The 19,550-nt window shown below is 59.2% G+C and carries 18 protein-coding genes; 10 read left to right on the forward strand and 8 right to left on the reverse strand.

Annotated features, from left to right (window positions below):
* Nucleotides 1-122: 122 nt before the first annotated feature.
* The 8 genes from YP76_RS23505 to bphC all read right to left on the reverse strand — a co-directional run bounded on the left by YP76_RS23505 (nt 123) and on the right by bphC (nt 10,087).
* Nucleotides 123-1,595, reverse strand: coding sequence for an NAD-dependent succinate-semialdehyde dehydrogenase (locus YP76_RS23505; protein ID WP_008828121.1), 1,473 nt, complete (start codon nt 1,593-1,595; stop codon nt 123-125).
* A gap of 125 nt (nt 1,596-1,720) precedes the next feature.
* Entirely contained in the window at nt 1,721-4,216 is a 2,496-nt protein-coding gene (locus YP76_RS23510) for a TonB-dependent receptor (protein ID WP_046765868.1), read from the reverse strand.
* A 27-nt stretch (nt 4,217-4,243) separates the two neighbouring features.
* Nucleotides 4,244-6,424: a TonB-dependent receptor gene (locus tag YP76_RS23515; protein WP_024018963.1), complete on the reverse strand. Its 2,181-nt coding sequence runs from the start codon at nt 6,422-6,424 to the stop codon at nt 4,244-4,246.
* Between the two features lie 27 nt (nt 6,425-6,451).
* Nucleotides 6,452-7,045, reverse strand: coding sequence for a 2-hydroxychromene-2-carboxylate isomerase (locus YP76_RS23520; protein WP_046765869.1), 594 nt, complete (start codon nt 7,043-7,045; stop codon nt 6,452-6,454).
* Nucleotides 7,042-8,304 (reverse strand): aromatic ring-hydroxylating dioxygenase subunit alpha, encoded by a 1,263-nt coding sequence (locus YP76_RS23525; RefSeq protein ID WP_008828125.1) that lies wholly within the window; start codon nt 8,302-8,304, stop codon nt 7,042-7,044. The genes YP76_RS23520 and YP76_RS23525 overlap by 4 nt, the downstream gene beginning before the upstream one ends.
* Before the next feature lie 24 nt (nt 8,305-8,328).
* Nucleotides 8,329-8,817, reverse strand: coding sequence for an aromatic-ring-hydroxylating dioxygenase subunit beta (locus YP76_RS23530; protein ID WP_008828126.1), 489 nt, complete (start codon nt 8,815-8,817; stop codon nt 8,329-8,331).
* The gene (locus tag YP76_RS23535; protein ID WP_008828127.1) at nt 8,817-9,143 is read right to left on the reverse strand and encodes a non-heme iron oxygenase ferredoxin subunit; all 327 of its coding nucleotides are present in this window, start codon (nt 9,141-9,143) and stop codon (nt 8,817-8,819) included. The genes YP76_RS23530 and YP76_RS23535 overlap by 1 nt, the downstream gene beginning before the upstream one ends.
* Nucleotides 9,144-9,187: 44 nt before the next feature.
* A complete protein-coding gene (gene bphC, locus YP76_RS23540; RefSeq protein ID WP_008828128.1) occupies nt 9,188-10,087 on the reverse strand; it encodes a biphenyl-2,3-diol 1,2-dioxygenase in 900 nt (299 codons plus the stop codon).
* A 231-nt stretch (nt 10,088-10,318) separates the two neighbouring features.
* On the opposite strand from bphC, the gene YP76_RS23545 reads away from it, so the two are divergent.
* From YP76_RS23545 to YP76_RS23590, 10 genes are all read left to right on the forward strand, one after another.
* On the forward strand, nt 10,319-11,737 hold the full coding sequence (locus YP76_RS23545) for a Rieske 2Fe-2S domain-containing protein (protein ID WP_008828129.1): 1,419 nt from the start codon (nt 10,319-10,321) through the stop codon (nt 11,735-11,737).
* Nucleotides 11,734-12,228, forward strand: a complete 495-nt coding sequence (locus tag YP76_RS23550; protein ID WP_008828130.1) for an aromatic-ring-hydroxylating dioxygenase subunit beta — start codon at nt 11,734-11,736, stop codon at nt 12,226-12,228. Before YP76_RS23545 ends, YP76_RS23550 begins: the two co-directional genes overlap by 4 nt.
* Nucleotides 12,212-13,204 carry a PdxA family dehydrogenase gene (locus YP76_RS23555; protein ID WP_010891025.1) on the forward strand — a complete coding sequence of 331 codons (993 nt, stop codon included), beginning with the start codon at nt 12,212-12,214 and terminating at the stop codon, nt 13,202-13,204. The genes YP76_RS23550 and YP76_RS23555 overlap by 17 nt, the downstream gene beginning before the upstream one ends.
* 10 nt (nt 13,205-13,214) lie before the next feature.
* Nucleotides 13,215-14,495: an aromatic ring-hydroxylating dioxygenase subunit alpha gene (locus YP76_RS23560; protein ID WP_008828132.1), complete on the forward strand. Its 1,281-nt coding sequence runs from the start codon at nt 13,215-13,217 to the stop codon at nt 14,493-14,495.
* Complete coding sequence (locus YP76_RS23565) at nt 14,492-14,980, forward strand: aromatic-ring-hydroxylating dioxygenase subunit beta (RefSeq protein WP_008828133.1); 489 nt, start codon at nt 14,492-14,494, stop codon at nt 14,978-14,980. Before YP76_RS23560 ends, YP76_RS23565 begins: the two co-directional genes overlap by 4 nt.
* Before the next feature lie 42 nt (nt 14,981-15,022).
* Nucleotides 15,023-15,628 (forward strand): glutathione transferase GstA, encoded by a 606-nt coding sequence (gene gstA, locus YP76_RS23570; protein ID WP_008828134.1) that lies wholly within the window; start codon nt 15,023-15,025, stop codon nt 15,626-15,628.
* A 167-nt stretch (nt 15,629-15,795) separates the two neighbouring features.
* A complete protein-coding gene (locus YP76_RS23575; RefSeq protein WP_008828135.1) occupies nt 15,796-16,647 on the forward strand; it encodes an alpha/beta fold hydrolase in 852 nt (283 codons plus the stop codon).
* A gap of 18 nt (nt 16,648-16,665) precedes the next feature.
* Nucleotides 16,666-17,589 (forward strand): catechol 2,3-dioxygenase, encoded by a 924-nt coding sequence (locus YP76_RS23580; RefSeq protein WP_024018961.1) that lies wholly within the window; start codon nt 16,666-16,668, stop codon nt 17,587-17,589.
* Nucleotides 17,590-17,591: 2 nt separating this feature from the next.
* Nucleotides 17,592-18,023, forward strand: coding sequence for a GlcG/HbpS family heme-binding protein (locus YP76_RS23585; RefSeq protein ID WP_037517470.1), 432 nt, complete (start codon nt 17,592-17,594; stop codon nt 18,021-18,023).
* Between the two features lie 40 nt (nt 18,024-18,063).
* Complete coding sequence (locus YP76_RS23590) at nt 18,064-19,548, forward strand: 2-hydroxymuconic semialdehyde dehydrogenase (protein ID WP_008828138.1); 1,485 nt, start codon at nt 18,064-18,066, stop codon at nt 19,546-19,548.
* Nucleotides 19,549-19,550: the final 2 nt, after the last annotated feature.

Raw genomic sequence — 19,550 nt, forward strand, 5'->3', positions numbered from 1 at the left:
GGTAGCATAAGGCCTAACCCTGAAGGGCATGCTGAATTCCGTCTCCCACTCTTTTGCCGACATCATACAATGCATTCCGCATTGAGCAACGAAAATCTTGACTCCTCGGGACCGCATTCCGCTTACACCGGACTCTCGTTCCGGACCCCAACACTGATGGTCTTCATCTCCAAGAATTCTTCAATACCGTGTCGCGAACCTTCTCGGCCAAGTCCCGATTCCTTGATGCCGCCAAACGGTGCGGTCTCGGTCGAGACGATGCCGCTGTTTAAGCCGACCATCCCGGTCTCAAGTCCTTCGGAAACCCGCCAGGCGCGGTCAATGTCGCGGGTGAAGGCATAGGCCGCCAGCCCCGAGCGCGTGGCGTTGGCAAGCGTTAGCGCTTCGACCTCGGTTTCGAAACGGAACACCGGGGCAACCGGCCCGAAAGTCTCCTCGTCCGCTAGCCGCATCGCCGGGCTCGCTCCGGTCAGAACAGTTGGTTGGAAGAACAGCTCTCCGGCCTCGTGTCCCTTGCCGCCTGTGACCAGCTGGGCACCTTGCGCCACGGCGTCGGCGACATGCCCGTGAACCTTGGCCAAGGCTGATGCGGTGATTAACGGTCCCTGGTCGGTTGCACCTTCAAGGCCGTTGCCGACCCGGAACGCGGAGACCCTGGCGGCCAGCGCCTCGACGAAGCGGTCATGAATGCCGCTCTGCACCAGGATCCGGTTGGCGCAAACGCAGGTCTGTCCGGTGTTACGGAATTTCGATGCGATCACCCCCTCGACCGCCTGATCGAGATCGGCATCGTCGAACACTAGCAGCGGGGCATTGCCGCCCAGTTCCATCGAAACCCGTTTCAGGGTGGTGGCGCATTGCGCAGTCAGCAGCTTGCCAACCGCGGTCGAACCGGTGAAAGTGAACTTGGTGACATCGGGATGGCTGGTCAGGACCGATCCGATCGCGGGTGCATCCCCGCAGACCACGTTGAACACGCCGGGCGGAATGCCCGCTTCGAGAGCGAGCTTTGCCAGAGCGCAAGCGGTCAGCGGGGTGAGTTCGGACGGTTTGAGGGTCACGGTGCAGCCCGCCGCCAGTGCAGGCGCGACCTTGCGGGTGATCATCGCGGCGGGAAAGTTCCACGGCGTAATGGCGCCAGCCACGCCGACCGGCTGACGGATCACGATAATCCGCCGCTCGGAACTGGCCGGAATGACCTCGCCATAGACACGGCGCGCCTCTTCGGCGAACCACTGGATGAAGCTTGCGGCGTAATCGACCTCGCCCAGCGCTTCGGCCAGCGGTTTGCCCTGTTCGGCGGTCATCAGCAGGGCCAGATCCTCGCGATGCAGCTGGACCAGTGCTAGCCAGCCCTGCAGCAGTCGGACACGCTCTTGCGCGGATCGCTTTCGCCAATCGGCATAGGTGCGGGAATTGCTTTCGATCGCCTGGCGAGTTTCGGCTTCGCCCAGTAGGCCAACTGTTGCGAGCGTCTTGCCGGTGGCGGGGTTCGTGACATCAAAGGTGGAGCTGGCTTCTACTGATTTCCCGTTGATGATCGACTGGTTGGTCAGAAAATCGCTGCGGTGGAGTGGAGGGATTGTGACAGCCAATGTCTGAACTCCTGTGGCCGCAGGACCAGATGCCAAGCGGATGTTGGTCGGTTAGGCGGTGCTTCCGAAGCAAGCACGTCCGAAACGGTGAGGACGGCAGCGAACCGCCGCCCTCTGCTCTTGCGTTAGTACTTGTAGGCCAGCTTAAGGAACCATTCACGCGGACGTGAGTAAGTTGCCAGCGCTGTCCCCGCGACGTCACGGTCGACATATCCGCCCTGAATATACCGCTTATCGGTCAGGTTAGTTACACCAGCTGTCACTGTAAAATGCTCGCTACTCTCAGTAAATGATGCGCTTGCGCCGAATACGCTATAGCCAGGCTGCTTTAATTCAGAACTGTTTAGCGCATCTTTGTACGTTGTGCTCTGGTACGACCAATCGCCACGAAGAGTCAGCTTGCCCCTGTCTCCTCGATAAACATCGGCGTTGAAAGAAGCCGAGCCAGTCCACTCCGGCACGAAGGCAAACTTCGAATTGAGGCCTATCGGGAATGCCGCCGGATCGATTTCACGAAAATAAGCATCCAGATAACCAACACCGAATGTCAGTCGCAACCAATCGGCAGGAGCTGCTTCGCCTTCAATCTCGAAGCCCTTAATTCGACCAGTGCCAGCATTGCGCGCCCTAGGCGCGATGCCTTCGTTTACAACAACTTGGATGTTGCTGTAGTCGGAAAGAAACGCAGCGATATTAACGCGAAGTCGACGATCAAAAATCTCTGTTTTAAGACCTATCTCATAAGATTCTACAAATTCAGGAGTGAAAGAAGGGGCAACTTGCTCAGCAGGAAATATTCGTTGAGTAAATCCGCCGTTTTTGAAGCCTTTAGAATATGATGCATATGCGAGAACATCATCGCTAATCTTATAGTCCATTGAAATTGCCGGTGTCCACTCCTTCGCCTTTACAGCAACTTGAACAGCCGGCATCGTGTGGTTTCCGCCAGGGTTGGTGGCGGCAGGAGCGCATCCACCAGGTAGTGGGAAACCAAATAGTGGGCTGGCTGGGTCGGTCACTAGCAATGGCGTGGGTTGGCCAGTAACGCATTGGCTGAAAGCGATGAATACACCATCTGGATAGGGAAGAATTCCTGCCTGCCCGAGAGGTGCCGTGTAATCACGGTTAATAGTCTGGAACGACGGGTCAAAACGCTTTGTTTCGTCCGTGTAACGAATTCCCGGTGTTATGGAAAATCGGTCGGTTACCTTGAAAGTGGCCTGCAGGTAAGCGGCATAGCTGTCGTTGTCAATCTTGCCACCACTGAAGAAATCCGCAAACCCGAAGCGCAGATCATTCTTGTCCTGTCCTTTTTCTTTCAGATAGTATCCGCCGAGCACAAACTTTAACCGGTCGTTCAACAAACTGCCGGTCAGCTGCAACTCCTGTGATGCCTGCCATAAGTCGATATTGTTGGTCAGCTGCAGATAGGGATGGGGCGTGCCATCAAAGTCGAACTGGATTGTTGCCTTTTGGTCGCGATAGGCGCTGATTGATTTGAGGTTAATGCCACCGAAATCATAGTCGAGTGTCAGGTTGGTGCCCCACAAATCGAAATCCGACTGGTTTTTCGTGCCCGACCAAGTCGAGTCGATATTGCCAGTTACCCATTGGGTAGTTGCACACAGGGGATTGTTGACTGGGGCAAGCTGACCGTCCGCGCCACAAACACCGGCCCCCCCCTGTAGCTTGTTCCATGCATATGTAGAGCTTGGGAATGCTAAGGTCCGCCCATTCCGATTGACGATCTGAAGCAGGTTGGGCGATTCAAAAAGGTTAACTAAAGTAGATGCGGCCATCTCCTCCCGGCGGATGTTGATGTCCCCACTGAGATTGACCGTGAGTTTGTCTGTCGGTTCCCATTTAAAGGCGACACGCCCACCAAAGCTATCTTTGTTACCCTGGCGACCGCCATCGAACAGACGTTTCTGATAGCCGTCGCGCGTTTCATAGGAAGCAACAGCCCGCATCGCTAGGTTGTCGTTCAGCGGTACATTGATAATGCCCTTGAAATCGGCGCGATTGAACCGGCCGGTTGCCGCTTCGAGCTTCAGGTCGAAATCCTTCTGCGGCTCAACCGAATTGACCACGATCGCTCCGCCGATCGTGTTCTTGCCAAACAGCGTACCCTGCGGACCGCGCAAGACCTGGACGCTTGAAACGTCTGCCATGTCGAGTAGCGCTCCGACGGAACGCGCGACATATACGCCATCTACATAGACGCCAACGCCGGGATCGACAGTGATGTTGAAGTCGGTCTGTCCGACGCCGCGGATGAAAGCGGTAATCGAGGCACTCGAACCCGAGATGTTAGCAACCGGCGAAATGTTGACATTGGGAGCGAACTTGGCAACTTCCGCTACGTTGACGATCTGCTTTTCTTCGAGCATCTCACCAGTCATCGCCGTGATCGCGATGGGTGTTTCCTGCAGATTTTCAGAGCGTTTCCGAGCTGTAACAATAATATCACCAAGTCCTGAAACTGCTGTCTCGGATTGTGGGTTACTATCCGATCTGTCTTGTGCATACACATGGGTCGGCGCTAGCAGTAAGAGCGCGAGCATCGGGGGCGCGTTCGACAGCAGTAGATTTTTTATTTTTGGATGATTAATTTTCTTCATGGCATCCTCCTTGATTAAAGTTATTGTTTAAATTTTCGTTTCTATAGTTATTCCAATCTTACGAGGTTGTTCATAGAACCCGTCGGTTCCCAACGTTCCGGGGCGCACGGTTTGCAGCACCTTCTCGTTGGTCAGGTTCGTCACCCACAGGCCGACCTTGAAGGCTTCGCTTCCAGGCTGCCAATTGATCGAGAGGTTAGACAGGGTGTAGGGGCGCTGCGAGAATATGTTGGCGAAGTCGTAGTATACCCTGGAACTCCACAGCAGATTTCCGGCCAGAGTGACGCGCCCGTTGCCGACGTCATGGCTCCAATCAAACCCCACATTGCCCGACCATTCAGGCGCCCGGGTCATGACCTTGCCTGAAGCATCGTAGGGAGCAGCCACGTTGCCGGCGTAGTTGCCGTTGCCATTCACGATCGGCGTAAAGCCCTGGGCGTTGGGGAAATCCTTGTAGCGGGCATGGGTATAGGCAACCGCCGCACGCAGCCTTAGGTCGCGGACCGGATTGATGATGGTCTCAAACTCGCCGCCATAGATTTCGGCGTTGGCTGCATTCTGCAGGATGTATCCGGGACCGGTCGGAGCCTTCGACTGAAGTTGGAGGCCCTTGTAGTCGTAATAATAGGCGGCAAGGTTGGTGCGCAGCCATTCCAATGGATCGGACTTGATCCCGAATTCAGCCGCCTTGATGTTCTCCGGATTGACCGGGGTGCCGCTGATTCCCGCCATGTTGTATACCCCGCTCTTGAACGCGGTGCTGTAGGTGGCGTAGACGTTAGTCTTGTCGGTCACCTCATAACGGATACCGACTTTGTAGTTAAACTTTTTGAACGTTTTTGAAACGTCATTGACCAGCAATACGCCATTGTTACTTTGGCTAAACCAGCGCGTCTCGGTAGTGTATCGGCCGCCGAGCGTGATGAACAGGTTCGGCTGAACCTCATAGGTGCCTTCGGCAAAGACCGCGAATGAGCGTCCATCAAGCTTGGGTGTCAACGACGGCCCTGCCAAGGGCAGAGCTGGGTTGGTGGTGGTCCAAGGCTCGAGGACCGGGGCACCACCGCCGAACTGGTAGAAGTACCCGCCGACCAGCCACTGGAAGCGGCCGGGATTGGCCGAACTCAGCTTGATTTCCTGACTGCCCGACTCCGATTCAAACACTGCCGGAAAGTTCGACAGCTTTATGTTCGAGGCATCGCCATCGGTCGTCTGCCGCCAGCGCAGGTTGAGAAAACCGGTGGTGGTTTCAAGCAGGACGCTACCCAGATCGAGCCGGGTGTGCAGTGCCGCGCTCCAACGTGTGAGGTTGAGCAACGGCACCTCGGTCAACGAGGCCTGCCAGGCACGGGTCGGTACGATCACGCCCGGCCAATTGTTGCCTGCGGTGTTGCCATCCAGCGGCTGCGGCGAATTGGTGGTGCTTTCCTGGTTGAAGTATTCCCCGGTCAGAACAACCTTGAAATTGTCGGTCGGCTTGAACAGCAACTTGCTGCGCAGGTCGATGACGCGCTGGTTGCCCAGAGTGCCTCCACGGACCAGATCGTCGATGTATCCGTCGTTTTTGCGGAAAAGCGCGGCAAAGTCAGCCGCGACCTTGTCGCCCATTGGCCCGGTAAAATAGAGCCGGGCGTCGTAATCGCCGGCATCGCGCCTCATCCGGCCCAAGCGCAGCGAAGCCTTGCCGCGGAAGTCGAAGCTGGGATCGGGGGTGATGACGTTGATCAGTCCGCCGGTGGCATTGCGACCGAAGGTCGTGCCCTGCGGCCCGCGCAGCACCTCGACCCGCTCGACCTCGACCAGGTCGATCCAGTTGGCGGCCGATTCCGGTTGGTAGACGCCGTCGACGTAGGTTGCGATATTGGGTTCATCACCAACCGAAATGCCGGTTGAGCCGACGCCGCGTACGACCGGCTGGAAGACACCCATATTACGGCTGCCGATGAAGCCTGGCACAACCTGAGTGAGGGAGCGGACCGTTGAAACATCGGCGGAAGCAAGAGCATCGCCGGTAACCGCAGTAACTGCAACCGGCACGGTTTGCAGCTTGGCCTCGTGCCGAGTGGCGGTGACGATAATGTCACCTAGACCCGTGCTGGCAGGCTGGGATTCGTCCGTTTCGCTTGTGAAGTCTTGTGCTAAGGCCATCTGCGGCGTCAGCGCGGTCACTCCCAACAAGGCGACAAAAAAGCAATCATACCTTTTCATGCATCCCCCCTTGTGTAATCGAATTTTTTATTTTGACTTGTTCAAATACTCGGCAAGAAAATCCAATCGGTCATTCCCCCAGAAAACCTGGTCGTCAACGAACATCAGCGGCGCACCGTACACGCCGCGCTGGATCGCCTGGCTCCGGGCCTTGCGATATTCGTTCTGGCCAGTCGGCGATTCAACGAAGGCAATCAGCGCCTCAGCGTCGAGACCCGCTGCTTTGGCGCATGCGGCCAGCTCGTTGCGGTCGCCCGGATCGATCCCCTGGCCCCAGATCCGGCGGTAGGCATCGGTCACAAATGCCTCGGCCTTACCGTGCTCGCGGGCGAACAGCACCGCGCAATTCCAGTCTGCGCAAGCGAAGCTCGCCGGGAAGGTGAGGGGCACCCCATAACGTTCGGCCCAGCGCTCAAGGTCTGCCTTCATGACCTTGATCTTGGGCAAGACTTCGCGATTGGACGGGCCATAGTTGCCGGCGGCAATTTTGGCTTCAGGAATGTCAATCGGCCAGTATTCCACCGTGCTTCCCGCTGCCCGCGCGATCCCCGGCAGCTTGAGCTGGGCAAGGTAGCTGAACGGGCTGATGAAATCGAAGTAGAAGTCGATCGTGCGGGTCATGCCGGTTCCACCTCAAAGCCGACCATTTTGCGATAATTGTCCCAGAACCCGATGATCGCGCCCTCGGTGACGAGATGGTCGGCATCCTCGGCTCGACCGCCACCCATCGCGATGTAGGACGTCGCGCTTGCCTCGCCGACGATGGCGTTCTGGACGATTTCCACCGCTTCGCCGTCTTCCATCGAAATGAGTCCTGCAGGTCCGATCAGGTTAGCCTGTTTTAGCCGGATGGCCTGCATTTCCTCGTCGTCGTCCTGGTAGCCGAAATGGGTCCAGACCAATTCGAATTCGTCTGGGCCGTAAGTCACGGTCTGGCGTACGGCGAGCGTGTTCTGGATCTGCTGGAGGACGAGGTTGGGGTAGACCGCGAGGATCACCAGAGTGACATTGTCCGCGAACTCCTGCCGACCTTTCAGCAGCGACATGTCCTGCAGCTTGAATTCGGTGTCGAAGGTGCGGGAATCGCCGTAGGCCTGCTTGTCGGCGGCATCGTCGTTGCTGGCCGCGATCGAATAGAGCAGCGAGTGGCGTTTGTTGGCATCCATAAGCGCCTTACCGGTCTGGGTTGAGCGATACAGACCGAACGTGTTGTGGAATAGGTGCAGCAGGCTCGCGTGGTAGGGATCGCGGGTGTTCTCCGCGTAAAGCTTCCAATTCCCGCGGATGCGCTGGCGCTGGTCGCCCAGAACGGTGACGGGTTTGCACATGATCCGCTCGATCTGCTCGACCACGATCGGACCGAGGAAATCACGGCAGGATTCAACCGTTTCGGAGAAAGAAGCGAAGACCAGACCGTTGACCGATTCGGTGCGTAACTGTCTCAGATTGTGCTGGCTCATGTCAAAATCGCCAGGCATCCCGCCTTGCCCCTTGAGGCCGCGGCGGAAGGGCACGCCGATCAGCTTACCCTTCAGGTCGTAGGCCCACTGGTGGTAGACGCATTCCAGACTTGAGCGGTTGCCGCGCATTTCGCGGCAGACCAGGGCACCGCGATGGGCGCAGCGATTGACCACGACATGCACCGAGCCGTCGCTGTCGCGCGTGAGGATCACCGGCGTTTCGCCCACGAAGGTCGATTTGAAATCACCTGCCTTCGGAACTTCAGCTTCAAGTCCGACGAAGGACCAGCAGTCACCCTTAAAAATTTTCTCCTGTTCGCGATCATAGTACTGGCGATCGGTGAAAACGCGGTACGGAACCCGGCATCCGGCAGTGGACGGGGCTTGATCCAAGGTGTCTTGTTGCTGGGCAATGGACATGATTGGGTGCTTTCAACTTTGCAGCTAGATCGGGCGGACCATCATCGTATCGATGAGGTGGGTGTCGAAGATTGCGGTCTTGGAAAGGAAGCGCGAGCCAGCGCCGGAAACGTCGATTTGATCGACATATTTTCCGGAATTGTAGATCGACGTCTGACCGTCGTTGCGCGTCATCAGGACCACATAGTTGGTCTGTGTGGTGACGATCTGCCCGCTGGTCGACTTCACGCGGGTCGGACCGAGAATATGCCGGTAGCTGTGCGCGGGAAAGATATTGGCGCGGCGCAAAGAGACGATGCGATCGACCAGCATGCCGCGGCTGTCGCAGAACACCGCAGCCAGGTTCAGCGAACGATTGTGGTTCTCCGCTGAGATCACACTGTACTGGCACTTTTCTTCAAACAGGTTAGGCCATTCTTCCAACCGGTCGTCATCGATCAGTTCCGCATGAAGCGCATTAAGTTGCGCAGCGGCATGCTGAAACTGCATCTGCTCAAGGGTGGGAAGGCCCATCAGGCTGCTCCTTCGGGCTTCGTGATGCAGACCCAACCATCCTCGATTTCGACCGGATAGGACGCGATCGCCACTTGGCAGGGAAAGGCCTTGGCTGCGCCGGTCTTGATGTCGAACGAGCCGCCATGGAACGGACACTCGATGATGTCGCCATCCTGATATCCGTCGGTCAGCATGGCATTGCCGTGAGTGCAAAGATTGTCGGTAACGAAAATCTCGCCATCAACATTATATACTGCGAGGGCGGGCATTCCTTCGGCGAACGCCGCGACCGGCTCGCCGTCTTTTACGCCGGCAACTTCACAAAGGCGCAATTGGTTCGACATGATGGGGTTGTTTTCCTGTCAAGAATTGATTTACACGAAGATTGTCACAGCAGCGGAACGTCCATTCCGTAACCAGCAGCCTCGTTGCCATGACCGAAGATGTCACGGGTGTAGTATTCCTGCTGGCTCGGCGCCTGGCGCGCACCCCAGCCAAATTCCCACAGCCAACCCGACGGGTTAGCGCAGTAAAACGTCAGGGCCTGGTCGTTGGCGTGCTTGCCCAACTGGAGCGCGACGTCAATCTTCTTCGCACGCACAACGTCATGGGCCATGCCGAGATCATCGAGTTCGGTGTATTCGAACATCAGGTGATTGATGCGCTTTTCCATCGGCCCAAGACCGAAAGCAACAGAATGCTGTCGTTCGTTGCAGTGCATGAAGTAGGGCTGGGCAACCATGCCGTTCGGCAGATGAAGGTGGTATTCGACTGAACCGCGCAGACCCAGCAGTTCATAGAAACGAGCCGCCGCCTCGACATCGTCCTGGCGCAGAATGCAGTGCCCAACGCCTTGCGATCCGGTCAGGAACTTGCCGAACATCGGACGGCCAGGATGAAACGGCTTGTGCGTATCGACCTGGGGGCCGAAGAAGATCTCGGTCGGATTGCCGCCCGGATCGGCCAGCTTGAGTAGCCCGAGAACGCGGCGCTCGCGCGCTTCGGCTTCGGTGCCCACGGTGAAGGGGATTCCCGCCGCGCTCAGCTTTTCCTGCATCGCGGCGAATTCCTGCGGCCCGGCCACGCGCCAGCCCATGTAGGCCAGGTCATCGCTGCCATCAGCGTGCAGAACGATGCGGTGATGCCAAAGGTCCATCCGCAGATAGAGCCGATCCCCTTCGCCTTCATCGACGACTTCCATGCCGGCGACTTCGGCGGCGTAAGCGCGCCAGGCAGCGAGATCGGAAACGGAAAGACCAAGATAGCCGAGTTCGGTGACGACCGACATAGTTCAAACTCTCCCAATTCACCCCAAAACAGGGCCATTTTGCGATTTGCTGGCAACCTTGCTTCGATTCGAGCCGCCGGTTTCAGCCATTTCTGACCCACTACCTACCAGAACGTTTTTCATTGTGCAATACGTTGCACGAAATGATGGGATGAGGTAATCACCGTGTGCCATCTGCGGTTGATTCGCGGATGGTATTGGGTGCCCGACGCACAGAACGGGAGAGGATCGATGGAACTCAATGATAAAATCGGCGGCAGGATTGCCGACTTGCAGGGCTTGAAAGGGCGCATGCGCGCTTGGCTCAAGAAGGATCACGAGCGCGGGATCTTCCAGCTGGACCGCGCCGCTTTCACCGAAGCTGCGCTGTTTGAGCTCGAGATGAAGTACATCTTCGAACGGAACTGGGTCTACCTCGCGCACGAGAGCCAGGTTTCCAAGCCGAACGATTTCATCACCACGAAAATCGGCCGCGTCCCCATCCTTGTAACCCGGGACAAGTCCGGCGATGTCGGCGCCTTCGTGAATGCCTGTTCGCACCGTGGCGCGCGCCTGTGCCGCGAGCGGGCCGGCAACAAGCGCAACCACATGTGCCCGTTTCATGGTTGGACGTTCTCGTCCGGGGGCGACCTGCTGGACGTCACCGATGAGAGCATCGGGGGCTATCCGGAGGCATTCAATCGCGCCGATTTCGGGCTTCAACCGGTCGCCCGGGTGGAAAGCTACCGCGGCTTCATTTTTGCCAGCCTCTCCGCCGATGTCGTCCCGCTGGTCGATCACCTCGCCGGCGCGCGGGATTTCATCGATATCCTGGTGGACCAGTCGAAGTCCGGCGCAATGGAAGTTTTGCCCGGAACCAACCGCTACCGCTATCACGGCAACTGGAAGATGCAGGTCGAGAACGGGCTCGACGGCTATCACGTCATGACCACGCATGCCAACTACTTCATGACGGTTCAGCGCCGCGTCGAAGGCATTTCGAAGAACGAAACCAAGGCGATTAGCTTCAATGGCTTCACCGCGCGCGATGGCGGGTCGTTCTCGTTCCACAACGGACACACGGTGTTGTGGGCCGACTATGCCAACTTCATGGATCGCCCCAATTTCGAGATCATCGACTGGCTCGAAGAGTCCTACGGCGCCGAAAAGGCCAAGTGGATGAACAAGCGCATCCGTAACCTGCAGCTGTTTCCCAACGTCTTCCTGATGGACCAGACCAGCACGCAGATCCGCATCATCCAGCCGCTGGCCCTGGATGAGACCGAAGTCAGCACGGTGTGCATCGCCCCGGTCGGCGAAAGCCCCGAGGCGCGGGCCCTGCGGCTGCGTCAGTATGAGGATTTCTTCAATTCGACCGGCATGGCGACCCCGGACGACCTGACCGAATTCAACAACTGCCAGACCGGGTATGGCGCCGGCGAAGGCCGCTACAACGAGATGTCGCGCGGTTCGACGCGCTGGGACACCGGCCCGGGCAAGTTCGGCGAGCCGCTCGATTTCAATGTGGTGCTGAGCAGCCCGGCGGTTGCCGACGAAGGCCTCTATGTGGCGATCCATGACGAATGGCTCACGCTCATGGAAAAGGCCATCGACAGCGAGTGCAGCGAGCTTGCCGCCTTCCTTGAGCGTTCACTGGAGAAGGCACGATGACCGCATTCCATTCGCGCTGGCTGGCGGTTTCCCGCTTCATCGGTCAGGAAGCCATGGCGCTTGACGACAAGGACTGGGATGCCTGGCTGGCGCTCTATCACGAAGAGGCGGAATACTGGGTTCCAGCCTGGGACGATCACGAACGGCCGACTGCGGATCCGCAGAACGAAGTCTCGCTGATCTACTATCCCAACCGGGGCGGGCTTGAGGATCGGGTGTTCCGGATCAGGACCCGGCGCTCGGCGGCGAGCACGCCGCAGCCACGCACGGTTCACCAGTTCTCCCTGCTGTCTGCTGAGGAGAGCGATGACCAGGTGCATGCGCGGACGTCTTGGACCACGGTTTCGGTGCTGGAAGGCAAAGTCGCCACTCTCAGCGGGTGGGCCTTCTATGATCTCGAACCTCGGGATGATTCGTTCGTGATCCGCCGCAAGAAGACGGTTGTCGTCACCGATCTGTTCCAAGAAGTAGCCGATGTCTACAGCCTCTGAGCGGGTGCGCCCCGTCGTGGGGACGATGATCGGTGATCCCGCCGGGATCGGACCCGAAGTGGCTGTCAGGGCGCTGGCCGACGGTGCCGTACACACGGATTCGATCCCCGTGCTGGTCGGGTCTGCTGCGGCGGTAGAGCGGGCGCTCGATTTCACTGGCACCAAGGCACGGCTGCGGGTGATGCGCGGCTTCGAAAAACCCAGCGACGATCCCGCGATCATCGACGTCATCGATACCGGCGCGCTGCCCGATGGCGTTCTGCCCCTGGGCGAGGACACCGAGGCCGCCGGGCACGCCACCGCGCAATGGCTGGATGAGCTCGACGCGTTGGCCCGCGACGGTTCTTTCGCCGCCACGATCATGGGGCCGATCAGCACTGGTTCGCTTAAACTTGCCAAGAAGCTCGACAGGGTCATCAGCCCGACCCCGGGCGAAAGCTATCTGGTGCTGCTGACCGGGCCGCTCAGGGTTGCGCATCTCACCGACCACATGTCGCTGCGGCAAGTGATCGACGTCATTTCAGCCGATCTCGTCGCCACGGCGGTGGGGCAACTGCACGAGGCCATGCAATCGTGGGGCATCGCCCAACCGCGGATCGCGGTTGCCGGTCTCAACCCACATGCCATGGGCGACGAGGATCGCCTTGAAATTGCGCCTGGGATTGAAGCCGCGCGGGCAAGGGGCATCGATGTCGAAGGGCCTATCGCGCCTGACTCGGTCTTCCGCCACTGCATCGAGGGTCGCTACGACATGGTCCTGGCGATGTTCCACGATCAGGGCCACATCGCGGTCAAGACCTGGGGCTTTTCGGGCAATAGCGTGATCATCATGGGGCCGCCGTACCTGCACATGTCGGTGGCCCATGGCACCGCCTACGACATCGTCGGTACCGGCAAGGCCGATGCCGCGATGATGCTGAGCGCGATGCGCACTTGCGGACGACTCGCTTCGGGCCGCGGTTTCGAACAAGCTTAGGGAGAAGACCATGAACGCCGAAACCATGCCCGTCGCCGCGGGGTCGGAGCCGACTGCGGTCGATTACGCAGTCTATCACAGCCAAGCGATCTTCACTGCCGAACAGGAAAACATCTTTCGCGGACAGACCTGGTGCTACCTCGGCCTCGAAGCCGAGCTGGCCAACAGCGGCGATTTCCGTTCGACCCATGTCGGCAATACTCCGGTGGTGGTGACGCGGGCAACCGATGGCACCATCCATGCCTGGGTAAATCGCTGCGCCCACAAGGGCGCAACCGTGTGCCGCTCGCTGCGTGGCAACCAGGCCGACGGGGCGTTCGTCTGCGTCTATCACCAGTGGGCCTACGACGCGACCGGTGCGCTTGTCGGCGTGCCGTTCCGGCGGGGGCTGAAAGGCGTGGGCGGCTATTCGAAGGAATTCAATATGGCCGAGCATTCGCTGGAGCGGTTGCGGGTCGAGACATTCGGCGGCCTCGTGTTCGGCACCTTCAACCCGACCATCGCCCCGCTCGACGACTTTCTGGGTCCAGTGATGCGCAAATACATTCAGCGCGTCTTCCAGCGCCCGGTCAAGGTTCTGGGCTATGCGCGACAGTTCATGGCCGGCAACTGGAAGCTCTATTCGGAAAACAGTCGTGACAGCTACCACGGCGGTCTGTTGCACCTGTTCTATCCCACTTTCGGCATCTACCGCCAGAGCCAGGAAAGCGCGGGTCTGGTTTCGGACGAGGGCTACCACACCGTCTTTACCGTGTCTAAGCCCAAGGGCGATGTCGACTACGGCTCGTTCGGTGACGAGGCCAACCGCGAGATGCAGGGTGAGGCCAAGTTGCAGGACGAGCGCCTGCTGGCATTCCGCCCGGAGATCGCTGATGATGTCGGACTGCACATCCAGTCGATCTTCCCGTCTGTCGTTGTCCAGCAGATCCAGAACACCCTCGCCACCAGGCAGATCGTGCCCCACGGGACCGACAAGACCGAGCTGGTCTGGACCTATTTCGGCTATGCCGACGATGATGATGAAACGACTCGCCACCGCCTTCGCAACCTCAACCTGGTTGGACCGTCTGGGTTGATTTCGATGGAAGACGGCGAAGCGGTCGAACTGTGCCAGCAGGGCACGATCGGTGCCGAAGGCAAGCGCAGCTTTGTCGAGATGGGCGGGGACGATGTCCGACCGTCATACGCCCCGATGGGTATGGATGAAAATTCCGTGCGCGGGTTCTGGAAGGGCTATCTCGGGCTGATGGGCAATGCCTTGGCCGATCTCGCAGCGGAGGGCCGGGCATGAGCGTTGCAGCCGAAGTAGCGCAAGTCGCGCAAAGTGCGATCGACGATTTCAACGCGGCTTACGGGCTTTGCCTTGATGATGACCGGCTCGAGCAATGGCCTACGCTGTTCGTTGACGATTGCCTGTACCAGGTGATCGCGCGCGAGAATGTCGATAACGGCTTGCCCGCAGCTGTGATGTATTGCGACAGCAAAGGGATGCTGGCGGATCGGGTTGTCGCGCTGCGCAAGGCAAACGTCTTCCCCGAACATTTCAACCGGCACCTGATCGGGCGTGCGGTGATCACCGGCGCGGAAGGCAACCAGGTTTCTGCTGAAGCCAGCTATGTCGTCTTCCAGACCCGTAACGATGGTGAAACGCGTATCTACAATGCCGGCAAATATGTCGACTGGTTCGATCTTAGCGGTGGAACCGTTCGTCTGAAGAGCCGGACCTGCATCTACGACACGCTGCGAATCGCCACCCTGTTGGCGACCCCGATCTGAGCCGATCCCGCATTTCCTGGTTTGCCCAAAAGGAGACTATCCATGAAGCTGTTCATTAGCCCTGGTGCCTGCTCGCTCGCACCGCATATTGCCCTGCGCGAAACCGGTGCGGCGTTCGATGCGGTGAAGGTCGATCTGGCGACCCGCAAGGTAGAGACCGGAGACGATTTCCTGACGGTCAATCCGTCAGGCAAAGTTCCTGCGCTGACCCTCGACAGTGGCGAAACCCTGACTGAAAATCCTGCGATCCTGCTCTACATCGCCGATCAGAAGCCAGACGCGGCCCTGGCGCCTCGTGATGGCACGTTGGAGCGTTACCGCCTGATCAGCCGACTGAGTTTTCTGGGGTCGGAATTCCACAAGGCGTTCGTACCGCTTTTCACACCCGGCAGCAGCGACGAAGCAAAGCTCGCGGCCTCGACCGCCGTCAAGAATCATCTGGGTGCGCTGGACAAGGAACTTTTGGACAAGGAACACTATGCCGGTTCTGAATTCAGCGTCGCCGACATCTATCTGTTCGTGATGCTGGGCTGGCCGGCCCATGTCGGGATCGACATGAGCGCCTATCCCAACCTTGGTGCTTATTGCGGCCGGATCGCGCAGCGCCCGTCGGTTGGCGCAGCACTCAAGGCCGAAGGGCTCGTCTGATCGGGCATGCGCGAGGCGGCGATTTCTGCCGCCTCGCCGCATTCTTTATTTGCCAATGCGTTTGAAATAGTGCAATGAAAGCTACTGTAAGGTGTCAGTTCGCCGACTCGGTCCCGACACCATGTGGATACAAAATCAACGAAGCGGGAAAGGACTGGTTGGCTATCATGGCAAGCGCGACATTGGACACGAGCCGACCGGAAATCGCCAATTCGTTCGTCATCGGCGGAAGCTCGACCAATTATCATGACGTCGGCGAGGGCGATCCGGTCCTGTTGGTTCATGGTTCCGGGCCTGGCGTGACTGCATGGGCCAACTGGCGCCTGAACATTCCGGTTCTTGCTCAGGATTTCCGGGTCATCGCGCCCGACATGTTCGGTTTCGGCTATTCGGACAGCAAGGGCCGGATCGAAGACAAGCAGGTCTGGGTCGATCAGCTCGCCAGTTTTCTCGACGGATTGGGCATCGACAAGATTTCGATGGTCGGCAACTCGTTCGGTGGCGGGATCACGCTGGCATTCATGATTGCCCACCCCGATCGGGTGGAACGCGCCGTTCTGATGGGGCCTGCAGGGCTCAACTTTCCGATTACTCCTGCGCTCGACAAGGTTTGGGGCTACGTGCCGTCAGTTGAGGCCATGCGCGAATCGCTCAAGTACCTTGCCTGGGATCACAGCCGCCTGACGGAGGATCTGATCCAGTCGCGCTATGTCGCCAGCGCCCGGCCCGAAGCACATGAACCCTATCATGCAACGTTCGGCGGCGCCGACCGCCAGGCCAACGTGGCGATGCTCGCCAGCCGCGAGGAGGACATCGCCGCAATCGCGCACGAGACCTTGATCCTGCACGGGATTGCCGATCAGGTGATCCCGCTCGATTCTACCGTACGCTTGGCCACGCTGATGCAGCGGGCCGATCTGCACCTGTTCGCCGAATGCGGACACTGGGTGCAGATCGAGCGGATGGCAAGTTTCAACCGGATGGTTGCCGAGTTCTTTAAGCATGGCCTCAAGGCCTGATCGGAGAGGAGATTCTTCATGGCTTTGACTGGTGTAATTCGTCCTGGCTATGTCCAGCTCAGGGTTCTGGACTTGGACGAGGCCATTATCCACTACCGCGACCGGATTGGTCTAAACTTCGTCAATCGCGAGGGGGATCGGGCCTTTTTCCAGGCGTTCGACGAATTCGATCGTCACAGTATCATCCTTCGCGAGGCCGATCAGGCGGGCATGGATGTGATGGGCTTCAAGGTCGCCAAGGACGCGGACTTGGACCATTTTACCGAGCGCTTGCTCGATATCGGTGTCCATGTCGACGTGATCCCGGCGGGGGAAGATCCCGGTGTAGGCCGCAAGATTCGGTTTAACACGCCGACACAGCACGTCTTCGAACTTTACGCCGAGATGGCGCTGTCGGCCACCGGTCCGGCCGTCAAGAACCCCGATGTCTGGGTCGTGGAGCCACGTGGCATGCGTGCCACCCGCTTTGATCACTGTGCGCTCAACGGCGTGGATATAGCCAGTTCGGCCAAGATTTTTGTCGATGCGCTTGATTTCTCAGTCGCCGAGGAACTGGTCGATGAAACCAGCGGCGCCCGGCTCGGCATCTTTCTTAGCTGCAGCAACAAAGCACACGATGTCGCCTTCTTAGGCTATCCCGAAGACGGTAAGATCCACCATACCTCGTTCAACCTGGAATCCTGGCACGATGTTGGCCATGCCGCCGACATCATCAGCCGCTACGATATTTCGCTGGATATCGGGCCGACCCGTCATGGGATCACCCGCGGGCAGACGATCTACTTCTTCGATCCCTCGGGCAACCGCAACGAAACCTTCAGCGGCGGTTACATTTATTATCCGGACAATCCGCAGCGCCTGTGGCAGGCAGAGAACGCCGGCAAGGCCATCTTCTACTACGAAAAGGCGCTCAACGACCGCTTCATGACGGTGAACACCTGATCATGGACGGGGTGGTTTCGGTCCGGACAGTAGGCCACGAATTGGCGCTCAAGGCAGCGGCTGCCGCCGTTGCCATGGGTGCGGCGGCGGGCTGTCCGGTCGTTGCCGCGGTGGTCGGCGCGGGGGGAGACCTGGTCGCGTTCGTGCGCGCCAGCGGCTCCCCTTCGCCGTCTGCAAAGATCGCGCAGGACAAGGCTTACAGCGCCGCCAGCTTCCGCGTCCCGACGCCGGATCTCTATGCGATGGTTTCGGGCAATCCGGCCTTGCGCGACGGGATCGTCGCGCAGCCGGGAATAGCGATGTTCGGCGGCGGCCTACCGATCGAAATTGCCGGTGAATTCGTCGGTGCGATTGGTATTTCCGGCGGGAGCGAAGCGATGGACGTCGAGTACGCCAACGCCGGCCTCGCTGCGATCGGCGCAAGGCAATTCTGACGCCCCATGGGTTCTGGCAAAACGTAGGTAATATGCACCAATGACTTCCGTCTCCTCCTCTCCAATCACGGATACTATCCTGAACTTCATCGACGGGTCCTATCGCGAAGGCAGCGAGGGCAAGTCGTTTTCCAACGTCAATCCGGCCACCGGGGCCGAGATCGGGGTTGTGCACGAAGCAAGCCAGGCAGACGTCGCCGACGCCGTGGCTGCGGCCAAGGCCGCGCTTACCGGGCCGTGGGGCAAGATGACCACGGCCGAACGGGTCAAGCTGATCACCGCCGTGGCGACCGAGATCGAACGCCGAGCGGATGATTTCCTGGCTGCCGAAGTGGCCGACACCGGCAAGCCGCGTCATGTTGCGTCGCATATCGATATTCCGCGCGGAGCCGCTAACTTCCGCATGTTCGCCGATGTCGTCTCGACGATGCCGGGCGAAAGCTTCAACACGCCAACCCCCGATGGCGGCCAGGCGTTCAACTATACCGTGCGCAAGCCCAAGGGTGTGGTCGCCGTCGTCTGCCCGTGGAACTTCCCGCTGCTGCTGATGACCTGGAAGGTTGGCCCGGCGCTTGCCTGCGGCAATACCGTGGTGGTCAAGCCGTCCGAGGAAACGCCTCGTACCGCTGCCCTACTGGGCGAAGTGATGAACGCGGTGGGCATGCCCAAGGGTGTCTACAACGTCGTCCATGGATTCGGTCCGGGTTCGGCCGGCGAATTCCTCACGTCCAACCCCGATGTCGATGCCATCACCTTCACCGGCGAAACCGGCACCGGACAGGCCATCATGCAGAAGGCCGCGACCGGCGTTCGCGACATCTCGTTCGAACTCGGTGGCAAGAACCCGGCGATCGTGTTCGCCGATGCCGACCTCGACAAAGCGGTCGAGGGTCTGTCGCGCTCGGTCTTCCTGAACACCGGGCAGGTCTGCCTCGGAACCGAGCGGGTCTATGTCGAACGGCCGATCTTCGATGCCTTCGTGGCGCGGATGGCGGCGGCGGCGCAGGACTTCAAGCCGGGCGTGACCGGTGATCGCGCCTATCTCGGCCCTCTGATCAGCGCCGAGCACCGCGAGAAAGTGCTGGGCTACTATCGCCGTGCGGTCGAGGACGGGGCCACCGTGGTCACCGGCGGCGGCGTTCCTGAAATCTCGGGCGCGGAAGCCGGCGGCTTCTTCGTGGAACCGACGTTGTGGATCGACGTCGCCCACGGCGACACCGTGATGCGCGAGGAAATCTTCGGGCCGTGCTGCGGCATCTTACCGTTCGACAGCGAGGACGAGGTGATCGCGCTGGCAAACGATACGGTATACGGCCTGTGCGCCTCAGTCTGGACCGAAAACCTGTCCCGCGGACACCGCGTGGCGGCGGCGATGGAGGTGGGGGTGTGCTGGGTCAATTCCTGGTTCCTGCGCGATCTGCGCACGGCTTTCGGCGGGTCCGGCCATTCCGGCATAGGCCGGGAAGGCGGGGTGCACAGCCTCGAATTCTACACCGAGATCACCAACATCTGCGTAAAGCTTTAAGA

Origin of the sequence: Sphingobium chungbukense, assembly GCF_001005725.1 — a bacterium.
GTDB classification, from domain to species: Bacteria; Pseudomonadota; Alphaproteobacteria; order Sphingomonadales; family Sphingomonadaceae; genus Sphingobium; species Sphingobium chungbukense.

Coding starts and splice junctions, on each gene's coding strand:
- YP76_RS23510 (WP_046765868.1), bottom strand. CDS start 4,216: ATGAAGAAAATTAATCATCCAAAAATAAAAAATCTACTGCTGTCGAAC.
- YP76_RS23515 (WP_024018963.1), bottom strand. CDS start 6,424: ATGAAAAGGTATGATTGCTTTTTTGTCGCCTTGTTGGGAGTGACCGCG.
- YP76_RS23520 (WP_046765869.1), bottom strand. CDS start 7,045: ATGACCCGCACGATCGACTTCTACTTCGATTTCATCAGCCCGTTCAGC.
- YP76_RS23525 (WP_008828125.1), bottom strand. CDS start 8,304: ATGTCCATTGCCCAGCAACAAGACACCTTGGATCAAGCCCCGTCCACT.
- YP76_RS23530 (WP_008828126.1), bottom strand. CDS start 8,817: ATGGGCCTTCCCACCCTTGAGCAGATGCAGTTTCAGCATGCCGCTGCG.
- YP76_RS23535 (WP_008828127.1), bottom strand. CDS start 9,143: ATGTCGAACCAATTGCGCCTTTGTGAAGTTGCCGGCGTAAAAGACGGC.
- bphC (WP_008828128.1), bottom strand. CDS start 10,087: ATGTCGGTCGTCACCGAACTCGGCTATCTTGGTCTTTCCGTTTCCGAT.
- YP76_RS23545 (WP_008828129.1), top strand. CDS start 10,319: ATGGAACTCAATGATAAAATCGGCGGCAGGATTGCCGACTTGCAGGGC.
- YP76_RS23550 (WP_008828130.1), top strand. CDS start 11,734: ATGACCGCATTCCATTCGCGCTGGCTGGCGGTTTCCCGCTTCATCGGT.
- YP76_RS23555 (WP_010891025.1), top strand. CDS start 12,212: ATGTCTACAGCCTCTGAGCGGGTGCGCCCCGTCGTGGGGACGATGATC.
- YP76_RS23560 (WP_008828132.1), top strand. CDS start 13,215: ATGAACGCCGAAACCATGCCCGTCGCCGCGGGGTCGGAGCCGACTGCG.
- YP76_RS23565 (WP_008828133.1), top strand. CDS start 14,492: ATGAGCGTTGCAGCCGAAGTAGCGCAAGTCGCGCAAAGTGCGATCGAC.
- gstA (WP_008828134.1), top strand. CDS start 15,023: ATGAAGCTGTTCATTAGCCCTGGTGCCTGCTCGCTCGCACCGCATATT.
- YP76_RS23575 (WP_008828135.1), top strand. CDS start 15,796: ATGGCAAGCGCGACATTGGACACGAGCCGACCGGAAATCGCCAATTCG.
- YP76_RS23580 (WP_024018961.1), top strand. CDS start 16,666: ATGGCTTTGACTGGTGTAATTCGTCCTGGCTATGTCCAGCTCAGGGTT.
- YP76_RS23585 (WP_037517470.1), top strand. CDS start 17,592: ATGGACGGGGTGGTTTCGGTCCGGACAGTAGGCCACGAATTGGCGCTC.
- YP76_RS23590 (WP_008828138.1), top strand. CDS start 18,064: ATGACTTCCGTCTCCTCCTCTCCAATCACGGATACTATCCTGAACTTC.